The following is a 16779-nucleotide window of genomic DNA, read 5'->3' as shown; positions in this document are numbered from 1 at the left end:
ATTTTTTGCGGTATCAAGGGCTCGCTGTTCCGAGCGGGCTCGCACCGCCTGTGAGCCCGCCGTGAATTCACTCCCCCTCGTCAGCATTGCCATTCCTGCGTTCAATCCGCGCTTTTTCGAGCGGACGTTGAACAGTGCCGTCAGCCAGACGTACAGCAATCTGGACATCGTCGTGTGCGATGACAGTCGCGGTGACGAGATCAAGGACATCGTCAGCCTGGTCATCGAGCAAACCGGGATCCAGGTACGCTACGTTCGCAACCCGCAGACCCTGGGCCTGGTGGGAAATCTGAAGGTCTGCCTCGAACAGGCGCGCGGCGAGTTCATCAAATTCCTGTGTGACGATGACCTGCTCTATTCGGCCTGCATCGAACAGCAGGCCCTTGAGTTACAGCGCGAAGAAGTCAGTCTGGTGATCGCTCAGCGGCTGCTGTGGGACGCCAACGACATCATTCTGCCGGCCCGTTTGGAAAACAGCTCGCTATCACCCGTGAGCGCCTTGCTCAAAGGCGACGATGTGCTGAGCATTTTCGAGAAGTTCCCGGTCAATGTCCTCGGCGGCTTCAGCAGTGCGTTGTTCCGGCGTGCCGATGTCGCCGAACTGTTGCCGGCGCTCACTGAAGAGGGTGCATGCTTCGTTGCGACCCTGGATTTCGCCTTGTATGTCTGTCTGCTGCGACGCGGCAACATGGTGACGTCCAACAATGTTCTGAGCGCCGAGCGACTTTACCCTGAGCGTTTGAGCGCGCAGCAACCGATGAAGGATGCTGCCGAGGTTGAGCGCGAGTGGCTTTCGCAAATGCTCAAAGTGCGCAGCGGCGAGGCGGCGCCCGCCAAGGGCTGGGTTCGCTACGTGCGACTGACCAGAGCCGACGAGTCGCCTCGCGTTTGGGAAGAGCTGCCGCTGAGCCGCACGCTGGGTACCAAGCAAAGCCGCCAGGAACTGGGCGTGGGTGTCGACAGCTTCAGTTTTGGCGAGCTCTATGCACAGTGGCTGGCGTGTCGGGTGCTGACCGAGACGCAGCGAAAATGGTTGCCGGAGACCCTTGCGGGCTGGCCGCAGCAGCCGAGAATCGTGCCGATCATCATTGATGCGCAAGGTAGCCGCGACGGGCTTGAGCGCACTCTGCAAGCGCTCGCTGCCCAGGACTATCCGCCGGAGCTGGTGCTGGTGCTGTCCGTAGCCTGTACCGAAGCGCAGCTGCAGGATCGAGTGTTCCACATGCCGTTGCAGGATGATGGTCTGGAGCAGATCAATACGCTGTTGCCGCAACTCGAAGGCGCCGACTGGTTCTATCTGCTGCAACCGGGAGATCGCCCGGTGGCGCCGGCATTGCTGGTAATGGCCGATCGCATCGCGCATTCGCGGTCGCTGACGTGTCTGTACAGTGATGAAGGCAGCCTGCGCGACGGCGAATCGGCGGAACCGGCATTCAAACCGGACTTCAACCTTGACCTCATGCGCAGTTATCCCTACGTCGGCCGAGCGCTGGCATTCCAGCGCGAACGCTTCCTCGCGCTCGGTGGGTTTGCGCCAACATTCGCCGAACTGGCGCCACACGACATGCTCTGGCGGATGGCCGAAAGCGATGGCCTGCACGTCATTGGCCACGTCGCGGAAGTGCTGCTGGAGTCCAAGTTCGACCTGTCGCAATGGCTCACTGAGCCTGGCGTGGTGGAGCAAAGTCCGCGAATTCTCGAGGCGCATCTGCAGCGCCTCGGCATTGCTCATGAAATCCGCCAGAACGGGCCGCTCAATCGTGTCGACTACCGTCACGCGCAGCGCCCTCTGGTGTCGGTGATCATCCTCGCTCAGGACCAGACTGCCGCCTTGCAGCGCTGTGTCGAAACGCTGCTGGAGAAAACCGCCTACACCGAGTATGAATTGCTCTTGGTCGACAACGGCAGCGAAAGCGCCGAAGCGCTGGCGTGGCTGGACGGCATGGCGCAGCTGGGCAGCGACCGGATTCGCGTGCTGCGGTGTGCACAAAAGGACAATGCCGCTGCCGTGCACAACTTCGCCGCACGCCAGGCGCGCGGTGAGTATGTGCTGCTGCTCAATGCCTTTGCGGTGATCACTCAGGCCGACTGGCTCGACGAACTGCTCAATCATGCACAGCGCCCTGAAGTCGGGGTGGTGGGCGCCAAGCTGTTCAACCCGGACGGTGGCGTGCTGCACGCCGGTCTGATCCTGGGTCTGAACGGGCCGGCGGGACTGCCGTTCTATGGCCAGCCGATGCAGTCGGATGGGTATATGCATCGACTGCAGGCTGTGCATGACCTGAGCGCGGTCGGTGGCGACTGCCTGATGATTCGCAAATCGGTATTCGAAGCGGCCGGCGGCCTGGACGAGCAGGATTTCAAACAAACGCTCAATGTCGTGGATCTGTGTCTGCGCATTGGCCGCGACGGTTATCTGGTGGTGATGAACCCGCACGCCGTGCTGGCGGTGGGCGCTCGGCCAGGTACGGCGGCGACGCCGGCAGAGGAAGCGCAGCACGCCGAGGAAAAGGACACGTTTTATCAGCGCTGGCTGCCACTGGTTGCGCGCGATCCGGCCTATAACGTCAACCTGACGTTGCAGGGCGTTGGCGCCACCAACTTCAGTCTTGAACCGGGCCTGCGTACCGGCTGGAGTGCCTTCTCCAAGGCACAACTGCCGAACGTGCTCGCGGTTCCGATCAACGCTTCTGCCATCGGTCACTACCGCATGAGTCAGCCATTGATCGAGCTGGAAGCAGCCAACCGCGTGGAAGGGCGAATCTGCTACGGCTTGCCGTCGATCATCGATATCGAGCGTCAGTCACCCGATGTGATCGTCCTGCAGGGGCGCTACTCGGAGCACGCCATCGATGAAATCCCGCCGCTGAAGAAATTCTTCAATGCCCGACGGATTTTCGAGCTCGACGACTATGTGATCGATGTCCCCCATCGCAATGCACATATTCGCAATATGCCGGGCAAGTCAGACATGGAGCGTATGGTGCGCCGAGCGATCGGCCTGTGCGATCGCGTGGTGGTCTCGACCGCGCCGCTGGCCAACGCGCTGTCGGACATGCATCACGACATTCGCGTGGTGCCGAACATGTTGGCCAAGGATTTGTGGGGACACCTGCGCAGCCAGCGCCGTACCTCGAAAAAACCCCGTGTCGGTTGGGGCGGCGGCACCAGTCACCACGGCGATCTGGCGGTGATTGCCGAGGTGGTACGCGAACTGGCCAACGAAGTCGACTGGGTGTTCTTCGGCATGTGCCCGGATGACTTGCTGCCGTACATGCACGAATTTCACGGTGTGATTCCACTGGATGTGTATCCGGCAAAACTGGCCAGCCTGAACCTTGATCTGGCTCTGGCGCCGTTGGAGTTTCACATCTTCAACGACTGCAAGAGCAACCTGCGCCTGTTGGAATACGGCGCCTGCGGCTATCCGGTGGTCTGCACCGACACCGAGGCCTATCGCGGTTACTTGCCGTGCACACGGGTCAAGACCAACACGACCGATGAGTGGCTGCAAGCGATCCGCATGCATCTGGCTGACCCGGATGCCAGCTACCGCATGGGCGATGAGTTGCGTGAGGTGGTGCTGCGCGACTACGTCTTGCGGGGGGATAACTTGCGGCATTGGGAGTATGGCTGGCTGGCGGATTGATCTGTCGCAAGGCTTCATTGAAAGGCGATCTCTCGGGTCGCCTTTTTTACAGGTTCAACGATTTGTTCGAGTCGATCAGGCGAGCGAATGCGCGCTGGACAGGCAATGCCCGCACTGACGGATCCGGTTTCAACAACAACGCAAGGAAGATGTGATGACAGTCGTGAATGGAACGAGTGAAGCGGACGTCCTGTTGGGCACCGACGGCAATGACCAACTCTATGGACTGGAGTCGGATGATGTCCTGCTGGCAAGTACGGGATCGGATGAGCTTGATGGCGGTGGCGGCTTCGACACAGCGAATTACTACGCAATAACCTCAGGAATCAACGTCGAACTGGCCGAGGGTGCGACTACCGTCACCGGCCCCGACGGCAAGCTCGATACGCTGGTGTCCGTTGAGAAGATCGTCGGCACCTTTTCCAACGATACGTTCAGCAGTTCGGTAGCCGGCGTGACACTGGAAGGCAGCAGCGGTGACGATGTCTACATCGTCAGCGCCGAAGACGTGACCATCGTCGAGGAAGACTGGGGTGGCTACGACGAACTGCGCACCAGCCTCAACAGCATCAAAATGGCTGGTTTCGTCGAGAAGCTGACCTTCACCGGTACCGGTGATTTCAAGGCTTACGGCAGTGACACCGACAACGAGATCATCGCGGGTGCCGGTAACGACTGGCTGTGGGGTGGTGATGGTGCCGATCATTTTGTCGGGGGGGACGGTTACGACACCGTCAGCTACAGCGACAGCCTTGAAGGGGTGCGAGTCGAAGACTTCGCCAACTACGACGGCCTGACCATTGCCTATGGCGATATGTTCACCGGCATCGAAGCGCTTCAGGGCTCGGGCTTCGATGATGTGATTTATCGTCACAAGGACTCGATGAGCATCGATGGTGCGCAGGGCTACGACACTGTGAATTACCGCTACGCCTTCGACGTGGCCAATGTCGTGATCGGCTATGGCAGCAACCTCGCTGGTGACACGCTGCTCAACGTGGAAGAGGTTATCGGTACCTCAGGCGCAGATCGTTTTGTCGTCAACGCCCGTGGTGTGAAGGTGGCTGGCGGTATCGGTGATGACGTTTATACGATCAATAGCACCGGTGTGACTGTCGAAGAAGACGACAGCTTCATGGGCGGTACCGATCATGTGTACACCAGCCTCTGCGAGTTGAAGCTGAGTGCGTTCGTTGAGCGGTTGACCTATACCGGCAGCAGCGATTTCACCGGTTACGGCAATGACGAGAACAATACGATAGTTTCCGGGGCCGGGAACGATGTGCTGCTGGGCGGGGCGGGGGCCGATAACTTTGAAGGTGGCGCGGGCATCGACATCGTCAGCTATGACGACAGCGCTGAAGGCTTGAGCGCCTCGCTGAATTGGGGGGCGCAGAGCGGTATCGCCTTCCATGACGTCTACATCGACATCGAAGGCCTGCGCGGCAGCCAGTTCAATGATGTCCTGGAGGGTGAGTGGGGCGACAACGTCCTTGAAGGCGGTGGTGGTGACGACCAGATTCAGGGTGGCGATGGCAACGACCATATCTACGGTGGTCTGGCATCCGGTCTCGATGCAGCCGGGCAGTCCGACACCTTGCTCGGTGGCTTGGGCGATGACGTCATCATCGCTGCGCGCGACGGTCTGTTTACCTGGGTCAGTGGCGATGAAGGCAATGACAACATTACCCTTGGACGAGGCGTGGCCTATGGTGGGCAGGGGAATGACGTGTTGATCTTCAACGGCACCGGCCCGTCGAGCGTGGGCAGCAGCGGGTTTGGCGAGCAGGGCGATGATACCTATGTGCTGAACACGTCTGCGTTGGTGACGATCAAGGATGAAGGGCTGGATGCCAATGACACGCTGATTCTGAACACGATCGCTGACGCCAGTCAGTTGAGCGTGACCCGTGTAGGCGATGACATTTATCTGCACAGTGCCAATGACGGTAGCAGTGGCGTACCGGACAATGGTGTGCGGCTGGTGGACTGGTATGCGGGGTTTGCGACCATCGAGCATGTTCAGACGGCCGATGGTCAGGTCTTTGAGCTGCCTGCGGGTGGTGATGGGTTTGCCATGTTCGAGTAGTTGTCGGGGGCTTTGAGAAGGAGGGACGAATCTTTGGGTTCGTCCCTTTTTTTGTTTTGGCCTTGGCGGCCTTTGGGCCGACCAGGCTCTTGGTGTTTTGGGTGAATATCCGTATTTTTTTGGTGTGGCCGCTGGCGGTTTCGCCCTTACGGCGAGTCACCTTTTTCAAACGCCAAAAAGGTAACCCAAAACGCTTGCTCCTGCGTTCGGCCCTCGCAGGCTCGGGTTCCTTCGCTGCGGGACCGATCCGGGCGCAGCGGGTACGGTTTGCTGCGCTGCACCTACGTCCGCTGTGTCTGGCTGCGCCAGACGGTCGCTGCGCTCCCACGCCCGGATCAATCCCTCCGCTCAGCCTTCCGATGTCGCTGGTTAGGCAAGATCAAGGGCACTCGAGCTGGCGCTCATTGTTGAGTGGTTAGAAGCGGGTGGTTGGCTTTCGGATTGTGGTGTGGCTGCCCCTCACCCCAGCCCTCTCCCCCTGGAGAGGGAGCCGATCTGTGTTGGCTTCGAAATTTGCGTACAACTCGGAATTGCATGTTGGCGTACGTCTGCCAATCACTGCGGTCAGTCCCCTCTCCCTCCGGGAGAGGGCTAGGGTGAGGGGCTTTTGATTTTTTGCTCGGCTGGTGTTCCTCGTTGTCAATGATTTTGGAGCTGGCGCGTTTCCTGCAAGTCCCCCTCAAATCGCCATAAAACGAGCGCTCGCGGTCATTGCACTGGCGCCCGGAACGGCAAAAGGTGTCGCCGCGAGGCCGCAACGCTCAACAAAGCCATGCGCAGCCCGGTGCAGAACAAGAGGGGAGACGATGAAGGCAGTAATTTTGGCGGGTGGCCTCGGTACGCGCATCAGCGAAGAGTCGCACCTCAAGCCCAAGCCGATGATCGAGATCGGCGGCAAGCCAATTCTCTGGCACATCATGAAGCAGTATTCCGCCCATGGGATCCACGACTTCGTCATTTGCCTGGGCTACAAGGGTTACGCGATCAAAGACTTCTTCGCCAATTACTTCCTGCACACCTCCGACGTGACCTTCAACATGCGTGAGAACCGCATGGAGGTGCACCAGAACTACAGCGAGCCGTGGAGCGTCACGCTGGTCGATACCGGCGAAGAAACCATGACCGGTGGTCGCCTCTTGCGCACTGCGCCTTATCTTAAAGACGAGAAAGCCTTTTGCTTCACCTACGGTGACGGCGTCTCGGATATCGATATCGGTGCTCTGATCCGTTTTCATGAAGCGCACGGCAAGCTCGCGACTGTCACGGCTGTGCAGCCTCCTGGCCGTTACGGTGCGTTGCAACGCACAGGCCACCAGGTCATGGGGTTCACCGAGAAGCCGCGAGGTGATGGCGGCTGGATCAATGGCGGTTTCTTCGTGCTGTCGCCGCAGGTGCTGCCATATATCGCCGGCGATGCGACCAGTTGGGAAGCCGAGCCGCTGATGCAACTGGCCGAGCTGGAACAGCTGCATGCTTATGAACATTCGGGCTTCTGGCAGCCCATGGACACCCTGCGCGACAAGAATCATCTCGAAGCGCTGTGGCAGAGCGGGGAGGCCCCATGGAAGCAATGGGCCTGAGTGCGGATTTCTGGCGCGGCAGACGCGTTCTCGTCACCGGACACACCGGTTTCAAAGGCAGCTGGCTGACCCTGTGGCTGCAAAGCCTCGGCGCGCAAGTCAGCGGGTTTTCGCTGGACCCGTCGACCGAGCCGAGCCTGTTCCAACTGGCGCGGGTCAGCGAGGGCATCAACGACCAGCGCGGTGACTTGCGTGACCTCGGCGCCTTGCTGGAAATCATCGTCGACACCGAGCCGGAAATCGTCCTGCATCTGGCCGCGCAGCCGTTGGTGCGCGAGGGCTATCGCGATCCGCTCGGCACGTATTCCAGCAACGTCATGGGCACGCTGAACCTGCTCGAAGCGATTCGTCAGGTTGGCGGCGTGCGCGCCTGCGTGCTGGTGACCACCGACAAGGTCTACGCCAACAAAGAATGGCTGTGGCCGTACCGTGAAGACGAAGCCCTCGGTGGCCACGATCCTTACAGCAGCAGCAAGGCCTGCTGCGAATTGCTTGCGCAGTCCTATGCCGCGTCGTTCTTCCCGGCGGACAAACACGCCGAACACGGTCTGGCCCTGGCCACCGCGCGTGCAGGCAATGTGCTGGGCGGCGGTGATTTTGCCCCGGAGCGCCTGATCCCCGACGTGCTCAAAGCCTGGAGCGCAGACGAACCCGTGACCCTGCGTTACCCGCAAGCCGTGCGCCCGTGGCAGCACGCGCTTGAACCGCTGGCGGGTTACCTGCAATTGGCTGCTGGCCTTTATGAGCAAGGTCCTGAGTACGCCGGTGCGTGGAACTTTGGTCCCGGTGAAGCGGACATGTGCAGCGTCGGCGAAGTCGTCGAATTGCTCGCCAGCCGCTGGCCGAAAGCCCGTGGTTTGCGCATCGAACCCAGTGAACTGCACGAGGCCGGTCTGCTGCGTCTGGACAGCAGCCGCGCGCGGCAGGTGCTCGGCTGGAAGCCGCGCTGGACGCTGGAACAGTGCCTGACGCATACCCTCGACTGGCACTTGGCCTGGCAGCACGGCCATGACATGCGCGTCGTCACCTTGAACCAATTGAATCTGTACAGAGAGCGTTCATGACCGATTACACCCTGCAGAAAACGCCACTGGAGGGCCTGTATCTCATTCAGCAGAAAGTCTTCTGCGATGAGCGCGGGCGTTTCGCCCGGTTGTTTTGTCAAAGCCGTCTGACCGCTCAGGGTCGGCCTTTCGCGATCCGCCAGATCAATCATTCGCGCACGGTCGGGCAGGGCAGCGTACGTGGTCTGCATTTTCAGAAAGCCGGTTACGCCGAATCCAAGCTGATCACGTGTGTGCGCGGCGCGGTCTGGGACGTGGCGGTCGACCTGCGGCCGCAATCGCCAACGTATCTGCAATGGCATGCGCAAGAGCTGGGCGCTGACGATGGCCGCAGTTTTTTGATTCCTGCCGGTTTTGCCCACGGCTTCCAGTCGCTGACTGACGAATCGGAAGTGCTGTACCTCACCGATGCCGACTACGCACCGGAGCATGAAGCGGGGTTGTCGGCCCTTGACCCGGCACTCGCGATCTCATGGCCACTGCCCGTCAAGAATTTGTCAGCCAAGGATGCCAGTCATCCGCTGCTCGACGGGCGTTTTCAGGGAGTCGAGCTTTGACGGCGACCACCACCACTGTGCTGGTCACTGGCGCCACCGGTTTCGTCGGTCGCCACTTGGTCAGCGCTTTGCTTTCCAGAGGCTTCAAGGTGCGTGCGGTTGCGCGCGACCTTGACTCGGCCCGCAGTTTGCCGTGGTTTGCGCAGGTGGAATTGGTCGCCGCCGATCTGCACGCGCCGGACCTCGATGTCGAGCGTTTGGTTGAAGGCGTGGATGTCGTCGCGCATCTGGCCTGGAGCGGCTTGCCAAACTATCAGGCGCTGTTTCATTTCGAACGCAACCTGCCGGCGGATTACGCGTTTCTCAAGCGTGCGGTCATGGCAGGGGTGAGCCAGGTGCTGGTTACCGGTACCTGTTTTGAATACGGCTTGCAAAGCGGCCCGCTGGCCGAGTCGATCTTGCCCCAGCCTTGCACCCCTTACGGCCTGGCCAAGCACACCTTGCGTATGTTTCTTGAAGCATTGCAGCGAGAGCACGCGTTCACCCTGCAATGGGCGCGATTGTTCTATCTCCATGGCGAAGGTCAGAACGGCAACAGCCTGTTGGCCAGTCTCGACCGCGCCATCGATGGTGGTGAGGCGCACTTCAACATGTCGCAGGGCGATCAGCTTCGCGATTATCTGGACGTTACTGAGGCAGCTGCACAACTGACTTTGCTGATCGGCCGGCCCGACGTCGGCGGTGTCACCAATTGCTGTAGCGGACGGCCGATTTCCGTGCGTGCGCTGGTTGAACAGCGTGTCCGCGAACGCCAGTCCACGATCGAGTTGAATCTGGGCCATTACGGTTACTCCGCCCATGAGCCCATGGCGTTCTGGGGCGATGCCCAGCGGATCTCGCAACTGAAGGGGCAAGAACATGCTGCATGAACTCTATCGCGCGACCGGACTGCCGGTGTTGCAGAACCGCACGTTTGCCAGCGCCGAAGAGGCGCGGGCTTCAGGGGCGGCGGACATTGTTCTGGTGCAGGACAGCCAGAGCGGGCTGATCTTTAACCAGGCCTTCGATGCCGACAAACTGAGCTATGACGTCGATTATCAGAACGAACAGGCGCACTCGACGCAATTTCAGGCGCACCTCAACGATGTCGAAGCAATCCTCGCTCGCCACTTCAAGGGCCAGACGCTGATCGAAGTAGGCTGCGGCAAAGGCTATTTCCTCGAAATGCTGCGGCACAAGGGCTACGCCATTACCGGGATCGATCCTTCTTATGAGGGCGACAATCCGGATGTGATCAAGGCGCCGTTTACCCGCGAGTTGGGGTTGGCTGCCGATGCCATCGTCCTGCGTCATGTGCTGGAACATATCCAGGACCCGGTGAGTTTCCTCCGCGTGATCGCCGAAGCCAATCAGGGCGGACAGATCTATATCGAAGTGCCGTGCTTTGACTGGATCGTCGAGCACAATGCCTGGTTCGACGTGTTCTATGAGCACGTCAATTATTTCCGCCTCGCTGATTTGCGCGCCATGTTCGGCGCCGTCCTTGAGGCCGGGCATCTGTTCGGTGGCCAATATCTCTACATCGTTGCCGATCTCTCGACGCTGCAACGGGCGCCGGTCGAGACGCCGTCCTTGCTGACGCTGTCGACCACCTTCACCGCCAGCCTTGATCGCGCCGTTCAGATCATTCAATCCGCGCCGGCGCAGGGCTCGGCCATTTGGGGCGCTTCGTCCAAGGGCGTGATTTATTCACTGGCCTTGCAGCGCGCCGGTGTGGCGGTCGATCGCGTCGTGGACATCAACCCGGCCAAGCAGGGACGTTACCTGCCCCTCAGTGGCGCGCGGGTGTCCTCGCCGCAAGAGGCCATGGATGCGCTGCCTGCAGGCGCCCACGTGTTTGTGATGAACTCCAACTACCTCGAAGAAATCAAGCGGATGACTGGCGCACGCTACGTCTATCACGCCGTCGACAGCGCTTCGTTTCAGTGACCCTTGAGATTATTAAGATGACCGAAAACAATATCCACAAAGCCTTCGAAGCCGAATGCCAGGAAGAGATCGCGCGCCAGGGTGACGACCAGAAAGTGGTAGCACTGGCCCGGGATTTCTTCAACGAATCGGCCCGCCACAAATACAGCTACCACTTCTCGTGGATGGGCCGTCCGATCATCCAGTTGCCGCAAGACATGATGGCCATGCAAGAGATCATCTGGCAGGTCAAACCGGACCTGGTCATTGAATGCGGCATCGCCCATGGCGGTTCGATCATTTACTACGCCTCGTTGCTGGAGCTGCAAGGCCACGGCGAAGTGCTGGGTATCGACCTCGATATTCGCCCGCACAACCGTGAAGCGATCGAAAGCCACCCGATGGCCAAGCGCATCCAGATGATCGAAGGTTCGAGTATCGATGAGGCGACCGCGCAGAAAGTCCGCGCGATTGCCGAGGGCAAGAAAGTAATTCTGGTCCTCGATTCCAACCATACCCACGACCACGTCCTCGAGGAGCTGCGCTTGTACGCGCCGCTGGTTTCGGTGGGCAGCTACTGCGTGGTGATGGACACCGTGGTTGAAGATATGCCAGCGGACTTTTTTCCGGATCGCCCGTGGGGTCATGGCGATAACCCGAAAACCGCCGTGTGGAAATACCTGGAAGAAAACAAGGATTTTGAAATCGATCGGCAGATGCAGAACAAACTGCTGATCACCGTGGCGCCGGACGGTTATCTGCGCCGCGTTCGTTAATTCGCAACATTACCCAGCGTTGTTTCGGCGAGCCGCCGGTTGTGGAGAGAAGTTATGCAAGGCAAGTACAGTTCTGAACTGACGCTACCGCTCGACGAGTTGTTGACGGTGGTGCTGATTACTCACAACCGGCCGGCGTTCCTGCGCCGTGCGGTGAAGTATTACAGCAGCTTGCCCTGCCGAATCATGGTGCTGGATTCCACGCCGGAACGTCCGGAAGGCGATTTTTCCGCGGTCGATTATCATCACGTGCCGCAATTCGCCTACTGGGGCATGCAGGCCAAACTGGCCTATGGCGTCGAACAACTGACCACGCCCTATATGGTGCTGGCGGCGGATGACGACTTCATCGTGTTCGATTCGCTCTGCGAGTCTGTCGGCTTTCTTCAGGCCAATCGTGACTACGGCATGTGCCATGGTTATTGCCTGATGTACCTGGCCAAGGCCGATGGGGTGAACTACTACCGCCGCGACAAGAAGGTTCAGGAAGACTATTCATCCGAGCGCGCGCAGGACCGCGTCATTGACTACATGAGTCAGTACATCCCGCCGTTTTACGCGGTGACCCGTACCGATCTGATGAAAACCTGGCACTCGGCATTGCCGCCGGGGACCAATTTTCAATGGCAGGAAATCGGTCACGTGTACTTCCTGCTGGCCAGCGCCAAGGCTCGGATCCTGCCAATTCCTTATGTGGTGCGCGAGATCAACTACGGCGTTTCCGAACACAATACCGATGTGTATCACTCGCTCACCTATCTCGATGCCAAGTCAGTCGCCGAACGAGAGGCGTTCGCCGATTTCCTCGTCTCGCTGCCTACCGGTATTCAAAACCTCGATGCAGGGCAAGCCAAGGCATTTGCTCTGGAGAGCTTTGCGGCGATGGCCGAGAGTCTGGCGGTCGGTCGGGCGTTGACTGCCGAGCTGATTTTCGAGTCGACCTGGAATCAGCAATTGCGCCGGCCTGATCGGCGTTTCGGCCCACTGCAGTACGTCGAGATGCCGTTCTACAACCAGGTGTTTTTCGATCTTCTGGAACAGTTTGAATTCATGTTGCATACCCTGCCGGCGGGTCGCCTTCAGCTGGAAGGGCTGGAAGGCGTATGGACGCGTCAGGCGCATCTGCTGCAGGCACGCAATAACGATACGCCGGAGAGCGTGATTGACCGGTTGTGGCAGGCGCATGATCTGAATGCGTTCAATCAAGTGGTTGCCAAGCGTTTGGCCGCGCAATTGCAAACGCTCGGTGACGAGGCGGCGGCGCAACTGCATGAATGGATCGCGCGGCTCGAGGCGCTGACGGTCGACGACCATCAGGTCACGTTCGACAAGATGCAATCGGGACGTTTGTTGAATTGGCTGGCTGCACGCGCACCGGCCATCGAGCAGCTCGAGTCGATCCGCCAGCACGTGGCTGCTGAAGGTGGTGGCCCGCAGTTCGGTATCTTCCTGCTTGATCTGGACAACGACATCGACAAGTTGCAGGTGTCGCTCGACAGCCTGGTCGAGGGGTACTGCAAAGCATTCAGAATTGTCGTGTTCACCACCGGTGAAGCGCCGGCAGCGACCACTGCGCAGAACACCTTGCACTTTGTCCGTGTCACACCGGGCAATCTCGTCGACAAACTCAACCAGAGCGCTCAGCAGTCGCCAAGCGACTGGCTGATGTTGGCTCAGGCCGGTGATGAGTTCACCGCCAGTGGTCTGTTGCGCGCCAGTCTTGAACTGATGGGTGCCCAAGGTGTGCGTGCTGTCGCCACCGATGAAATCCAGCGCAAGGAAAACGGGGCGCTGGTCGACGTGTTCCGCCCCGGTTTCAATCTGGATCTGCTGCAAAGCGTGCCGTCACTGATGGCGCGCCATTGGTTGATCCGGCGCCAGGTGCTGCTCGAGGTTGGCGGCTATCAGGCCGATTTCAGCAAGGCGCTGGAATTCGATCTGTTGCTGCGCATCATCGAGCAAGGTGGCCTCGACGGCCTCGCGCATCTCGACGAGCCGCTGCTGATCACCGAGCGGGCGCCTCTGGAGGAAAACGCCCATGAACGTCTGGCATTGCTGCGCCATCTCGGCAATCGCGGCTACAAGGCCAAGGTCACTTCGGAAATGCCGGGCACTTGGCAAATCGATTATCGCCACACCGAACAGCCACTGGTTTCGATCATTGTGCCGGTCATCGATGATTTGCCGGCGCTGCGCCGCTGCCTGGAAGGCGTGCTGCTGCGAACCCGTTACAGCCGCTATGAAGTATTGCTGGCGGCGAGCAGCCAGCAGTCGGCGCAGGTCAATGACTGGCTGGGCACGTTGCATCATGCCAAGGTCAAGGTGCTGCGTGCCGATCAGCCACTGAGCGAGGTCGCGCGGTACAACGCCGCCAGCGAGCAAGCCCAGGGCGATTATCTGGTATTGCTGGCGGCTGACAGTGAAGTGGTCAATCCGAACTGGATCGATTCGCTGCTCAATCACGCCCAGCGCCCGGAAGTCGGCATCGTCGGTGCCAAGCTGGTCGACCGCGACGGCAAGGTCTCGCACGCCGGTTTGATCCTGGGTCTGAACGATGGCGTGGGTTCGCCTTTCATCGGCGAGAAACACAAGGCCGAGGGTTACATGCAGCGTCTGGTCGCCGAGCAAAATTATTCGGCCGTCTCCAGGGTCTGCATGATGGTGCGCAAAGAACTGTACAGCGCCTTGGACGGGCTGGATGAGGCGACTTTTGCCGAAGGTTTCGCCGATGTCGACCTGTGCCTCAAGGCCGGTCAGGCCGGTTACCTCACCGTGTGGACGCCGCTGGTACAAGTGCTGCATAACGGCGAGCAGGCACAGCAGCCAGCGGCACTGGCGACGCTGCGTGAAAAATGGCCCGCCGCGTTCGCGCACGACCCGGCCTACAACGCCAACCTGGCCCTGACCGGCAAAGGTTTTACCCTGGGCGAAAGTGCCCCGATCAACTGGGCACAGTTGCTCGCTTAAGCTCGCCGGACAGGAATCAGAACATGTTCAACGGTAAATCGATCTTCATCTCCGGCGGCACCGGCTCGTTCGGGCGCAACTTCATCCGTCGCTTGCTGGAGCAATACCAGCCCAAGCGCGTGGTGGTGTTTTCGCGCGATGAGCTGAAACAGTACGAGATGCAGCAGACGTTCAACGCGCCGTGCATGCGCTATTTCATCGGTGACGTGCGTGACGCCGATCGCTTGCGTCAGGCCATGCGCGGTATCGACTACGTGGTGCATGCCGCCGCGCTCAAGCAGGTGCCTGCGGCCGAATACAATCCGACCGAATGCATTCGCACCAACGTCAATGGCGCGGAAAACATCATCGCCGCCGCCATCGACAACGGGGTGAAAAAAGTCGTGGCGTTGTCTACCGACAAAGCGGCCAGCCCGATCAATCTGTACGGTGCGACCAAGCTGCTCTCGGACAAACTGTTCGTCGCCGCCAACAACATTGCCGGCGAGCAGCAAACCCGTTTTGCCGTGGTGCGTTACGGCAACGTTGCCGGTTCGCGCGGCTCGGTGGTGCCATTCTTCAGCAAGCTGATCGCCGACGGTGCGCAGGAGTTGCCGATCACCGACGAGCGCATGACCCGGTTCTGGATCACCCTCGATCACGGCGTGCAATTCGTGCTCGACAGCTTCGCGCGGATGCACGGCGGCGAAGTCTTCGTGCCGAAGATCCCGTCGATCCGCATCGTCGATTTGGCGCGTGGCATGGCCGAACATCTGCCGCACAAAAACGTCGGCATCCGACCCGGCGAAAAGCTGCATGAGCTGATGGTGCCGCTGGACGATGCGCGCATGACCCTGGAGTTCGAGGATCACTACACTATTCAGCCATCGATTCGCTTCACCAGCGTCGATGTCGATTTCGCCGTCGACAAACTTGGCGAGCGGGGGCGCGCGGTGAGCGAAGATTTCGAGTACCGCTCCGACACCAACCCGCAGTTCCTTTCGGTCGGGCAGATCGCCGATCTGCACGCGAAACTCTCGGCATGATCCCCTACGGTCGGCAAAGCCTCGATCAGGCGGACATTGATGCGGTGGTCGCGGTGCTGCAATCGGACTGGTTGACCCAGGGGCCGACCATCGAACGCTTCGAGCAGGCGATGGCCGCGCGTTGCCAGGCCGATTTCGCCGTGGCGGTGTGCAACGCCACCGCGGCGCTGCATATCGCTTGTCTGGCGGCGGGGCTGGGGCCGGGCGATCGTTTCTGGACCACGCCGAACACCTTTCTCGCCTCGGCCAACTGCGGACGCTATTGCGGTGCCGAGGTGGATTTCGTCGACATCGATCCGCTGACCTGGAACCTCGACGCGGTGGTGCTGGCGGCGAAGCTGGAACAGGCCGAGCGCGACGGCACGCTGCCCAAGGTCCTGGTCGCGGTGGCGTTCTCCGGGCAGAGCTGTGACATGCGGCGCATCGCCGAACTGGCTGAGCGCTACAACTTCACCGTGATCGAGGATGCCTCGCACGCGGTTGGCGCCAGCTATGCCGGGCGCCCGGTGGGGTGCGGCGAATTTGCCGCGATGACGGTGTTCAGCTTCCATCCGGTGAAGATCATCACCAGCGCCGAGGGCGGCATGGTCCTGACCAATCGCCCGCACCTGGCCGAGCGTCTGCAACGCCTGCGCAGTCACGGCATGACCCGTGATGCGCAGCAGATGACCGAGCCCAGTCACGGGCCTTGGTACTACCAGCAGATCGAGCTGGGCTTCAACTATCGGATCACTGATCTGCAAGCGGCGCTGGGGCTGTCACAGCTGGGCAAACTGGACGAATTTGTCGCGCGTCGCCGCGAACTGGCGGCGCGTTACGATCGCTTGCTCGCCTACTTGCCGGTAACGCTGCCAAGTGCGCAGCCGGAAGCTGAGTCGGCGTGGCACCTGTATGTGGTGCGCCTGCAGACCGAGCGCATCAGTCTCAGTCATCGTCAGGTCTTCGAAGGTTTGCGCGCCGCCGGTATCGGCGTGAACCTGCACTACATCCCGGTGCACTTGCAGCCTTACTATCAGGACCTTGGTTTTGCCGCAGGTGATTGTCCCGAGGCTGAACGCTATTACGCTCAAGCCATCAGCTTGCCGCTGTACCCCTTGCTGAGCGATGAGCAGCAAGATCATGTAGTCGAGCAACTGCGCCGACTGACCGAAGGATGACCGCTGC

General features: G+C 60.1%; 11 protein-coding genes. All 11 read left to right on the top strand.

What is annotated here, in order from left to right; genetic code table 11:
* Positions 1-61 precede the first annotated feature (61 nt).
* The 11 genes from V6F91_RS02415 to pseC all read left to right on the top strand — a co-directional run bounded on the left by V6F91_RS02415 (position 62) and on the right by pseC (position 16772).
* Complete coding sequence (locus tag V6F91_RS02415) at positions 62-3649, top strand: glycosyltransferase (RefSeq protein ID WP_332762058.1); 3588 nt, start codon at positions 62-64, stop codon at positions 3647-3649.
* Positions 3650-3803: 154 nt separating this feature from the next.
* Complete coding sequence (locus V6F91_RS02410; protein WP_332762056.1) at positions 3804-5738, top strand: calcium-binding protein; 1935 nt, start codon at positions 3804-3806, stop codon at positions 5736-5738.
* Between the two features lie 806 nt (positions 5739-6544).
* Positions 6545-7318: a glucose-1-phosphate cytidylyltransferase gene (gene rfbF, locus V6F91_RS02405; RefSeq protein ID WP_039761130.1), complete on the top strand. Its 774-nt coding sequence runs from the start codon at positions 6545-6547 to the stop codon at positions 7316-7318.
* Complete coding sequence (gene rfbG, locus V6F91_RS02400; RefSeq protein ID WP_332762052.1) at positions 7300-8382, top strand: CDP-glucose 4,6-dehydratase; 1083 nt, start codon at positions 7300-7302, stop codon at positions 8380-8382. Before rfbF ends, rfbG begins: the two co-directional genes overlap by 19 nt.
* Positions 8379-8939 carry a dTDP-4-dehydrorhamnose 3,5-epimerase gene (gene rfbC / locus V6F91_RS02395; protein ID WP_332762050.1) on the top strand — a complete coding sequence of 187 codons (561 nt, stop codon included), beginning with the start codon at positions 8379-8381 and terminating at the stop codon, positions 8937-8939. The genes rfbG and rfbC overlap by 4 nt, the downstream gene beginning before the upstream one ends.
* The gene (locus V6F91_RS02390) at positions 8936-9808 is read left to right on the top strand and encodes an NAD(P)-dependent oxidoreductase (RefSeq protein WP_332762048.1); all 873 of its coding nucleotides are present in this window, start codon (positions 8936-8938) and stop codon (positions 9806-9808) included. The genes rfbC and V6F91_RS02390 overlap by 4 nt, the downstream gene beginning before the upstream one ends.
* Complete coding sequence (locus V6F91_RS02385; protein ID WP_332762046.1) at positions 9798-10868, top strand: class I SAM-dependent methyltransferase; 1071 nt, start codon at positions 9798-9800, stop codon at positions 10866-10868. Before V6F91_RS02390 ends, V6F91_RS02385 begins: the two co-directional genes overlap by 11 nt.
* Positions 10869-10885: 17 nt before the next feature.
* On the top strand, positions 10886-11623 hold the full coding sequence (locus V6F91_RS02380) for a cephalosporin hydroxylase family protein (protein WP_332762044.1): 738 nt from the start codon (positions 10886-10888) through the stop codon (positions 11621-11623).
* 54 nt (positions 11624-11677) lie between these two features.
* Positions 11678-14590, top strand: coding sequence for a TIGR00180 family glycosyltransferase (locus V6F91_RS02375; RefSeq protein WP_332762043.1), 2913 nt, complete (start codon positions 11678-11680; stop codon positions 14588-14590).
* Between the two features lie 23 nt (positions 14591-14613).
* Complete coding sequence (gene pseB, locus V6F91_RS02370; RefSeq protein ID WP_090282339.1) at positions 14614-15615, top strand: UDP-N-acetylglucosamine 4,6-dehydratase (inverting); 1002 nt, start codon at positions 14614-14616, stop codon at positions 15613-15615.
* Complete coding sequence (gene pseC / locus V6F91_RS02365) at positions 15612-16772, top strand: UDP-4-amino-4,6-dideoxy-N-acetyl-beta-L-altrosamine transaminase (protein WP_332762041.1); 1161 nt, start codon at positions 15612-15614, stop codon at positions 16770-16772. The genes pseB and pseC overlap by 4 nt, the downstream gene beginning before the upstream one ends.
* Positions 16773-16779: the final 7 nt, after the last annotated feature.

Origin of the sequence: Pseudomonas koreensis, assembly GCF_036668835.1 — a bacterium.
Taxonomy (GTDB): Bacteria; Pseudomonadota; Gammaproteobacteria; order Pseudomonadales; family Pseudomonadaceae; genus Aquipseudomonas; species Aquipseudomonas koreensis_I.
Note: the sequence above shows the minus strand (reverse complement) of the source record. Positions and strands in the feature narration are given on the sequence as shown.

Excerpts from the sequence above, each read along its gene's own strand:
- V6F91_RS02375 (WP_332762043.1), top strand. The coding sequence starts at position 11,678 with ATGCAAGGCAAGTACAGTTCTGAACTGACGCTACCGCTCGACGAGTTG.
- rfbG (WP_332762052.1), top strand. The coding sequence starts at position 7,300 with ATGGAAGCAATGGGCCTGAGTGCGGATTTCTGGCGCGGCAGACGCGTT.
- V6F91_RS02380 (WP_332762044.1), top strand. The coding sequence starts at position 10,886 with ATGACCGAAAACAATATCCACAAAGCCTTCGAAGCCGAATGCCAGGAA.
- V6F91_RS02410 (WP_332762056.1), top strand. The coding sequence starts at position 3,804 with ATGACAGTCGTGAATGGAACGAGTGAAGCGGACGTCCTGTTGGGCACC.
- pseC (WP_332762041.1), top strand. The coding sequence starts at position 15,612 with ATGATCCCCTACGGTCGGCAAAGCCTCGATCAGGCGGACATTGATGCG.
- pseB (WP_090282339.1), top strand. The coding sequence starts at position 14,614 with ATGTTCAACGGTAAATCGATCTTCATCTCCGGCGGCACCGGCTCGTTC.
- V6F91_RS02385 (WP_332762046.1), top strand. The coding sequence starts at position 9,798 with ATGCTGCATGAACTCTATCGCGCGACCGGACTGCCGGTGTTGCAGAAC.
- rfbC (WP_332762050.1), top strand. The coding sequence starts at position 8,379 with ATGACCGATTACACCCTGCAGAAAACGCCACTGGAGGGCCTGTATCTC.
- rfbF (WP_039761130.1), top strand. The coding sequence starts at position 6,545 with ATGAAGGCAGTAATTTTGGCGGGTGGCCTCGGTACGCGCATCAGCGAA.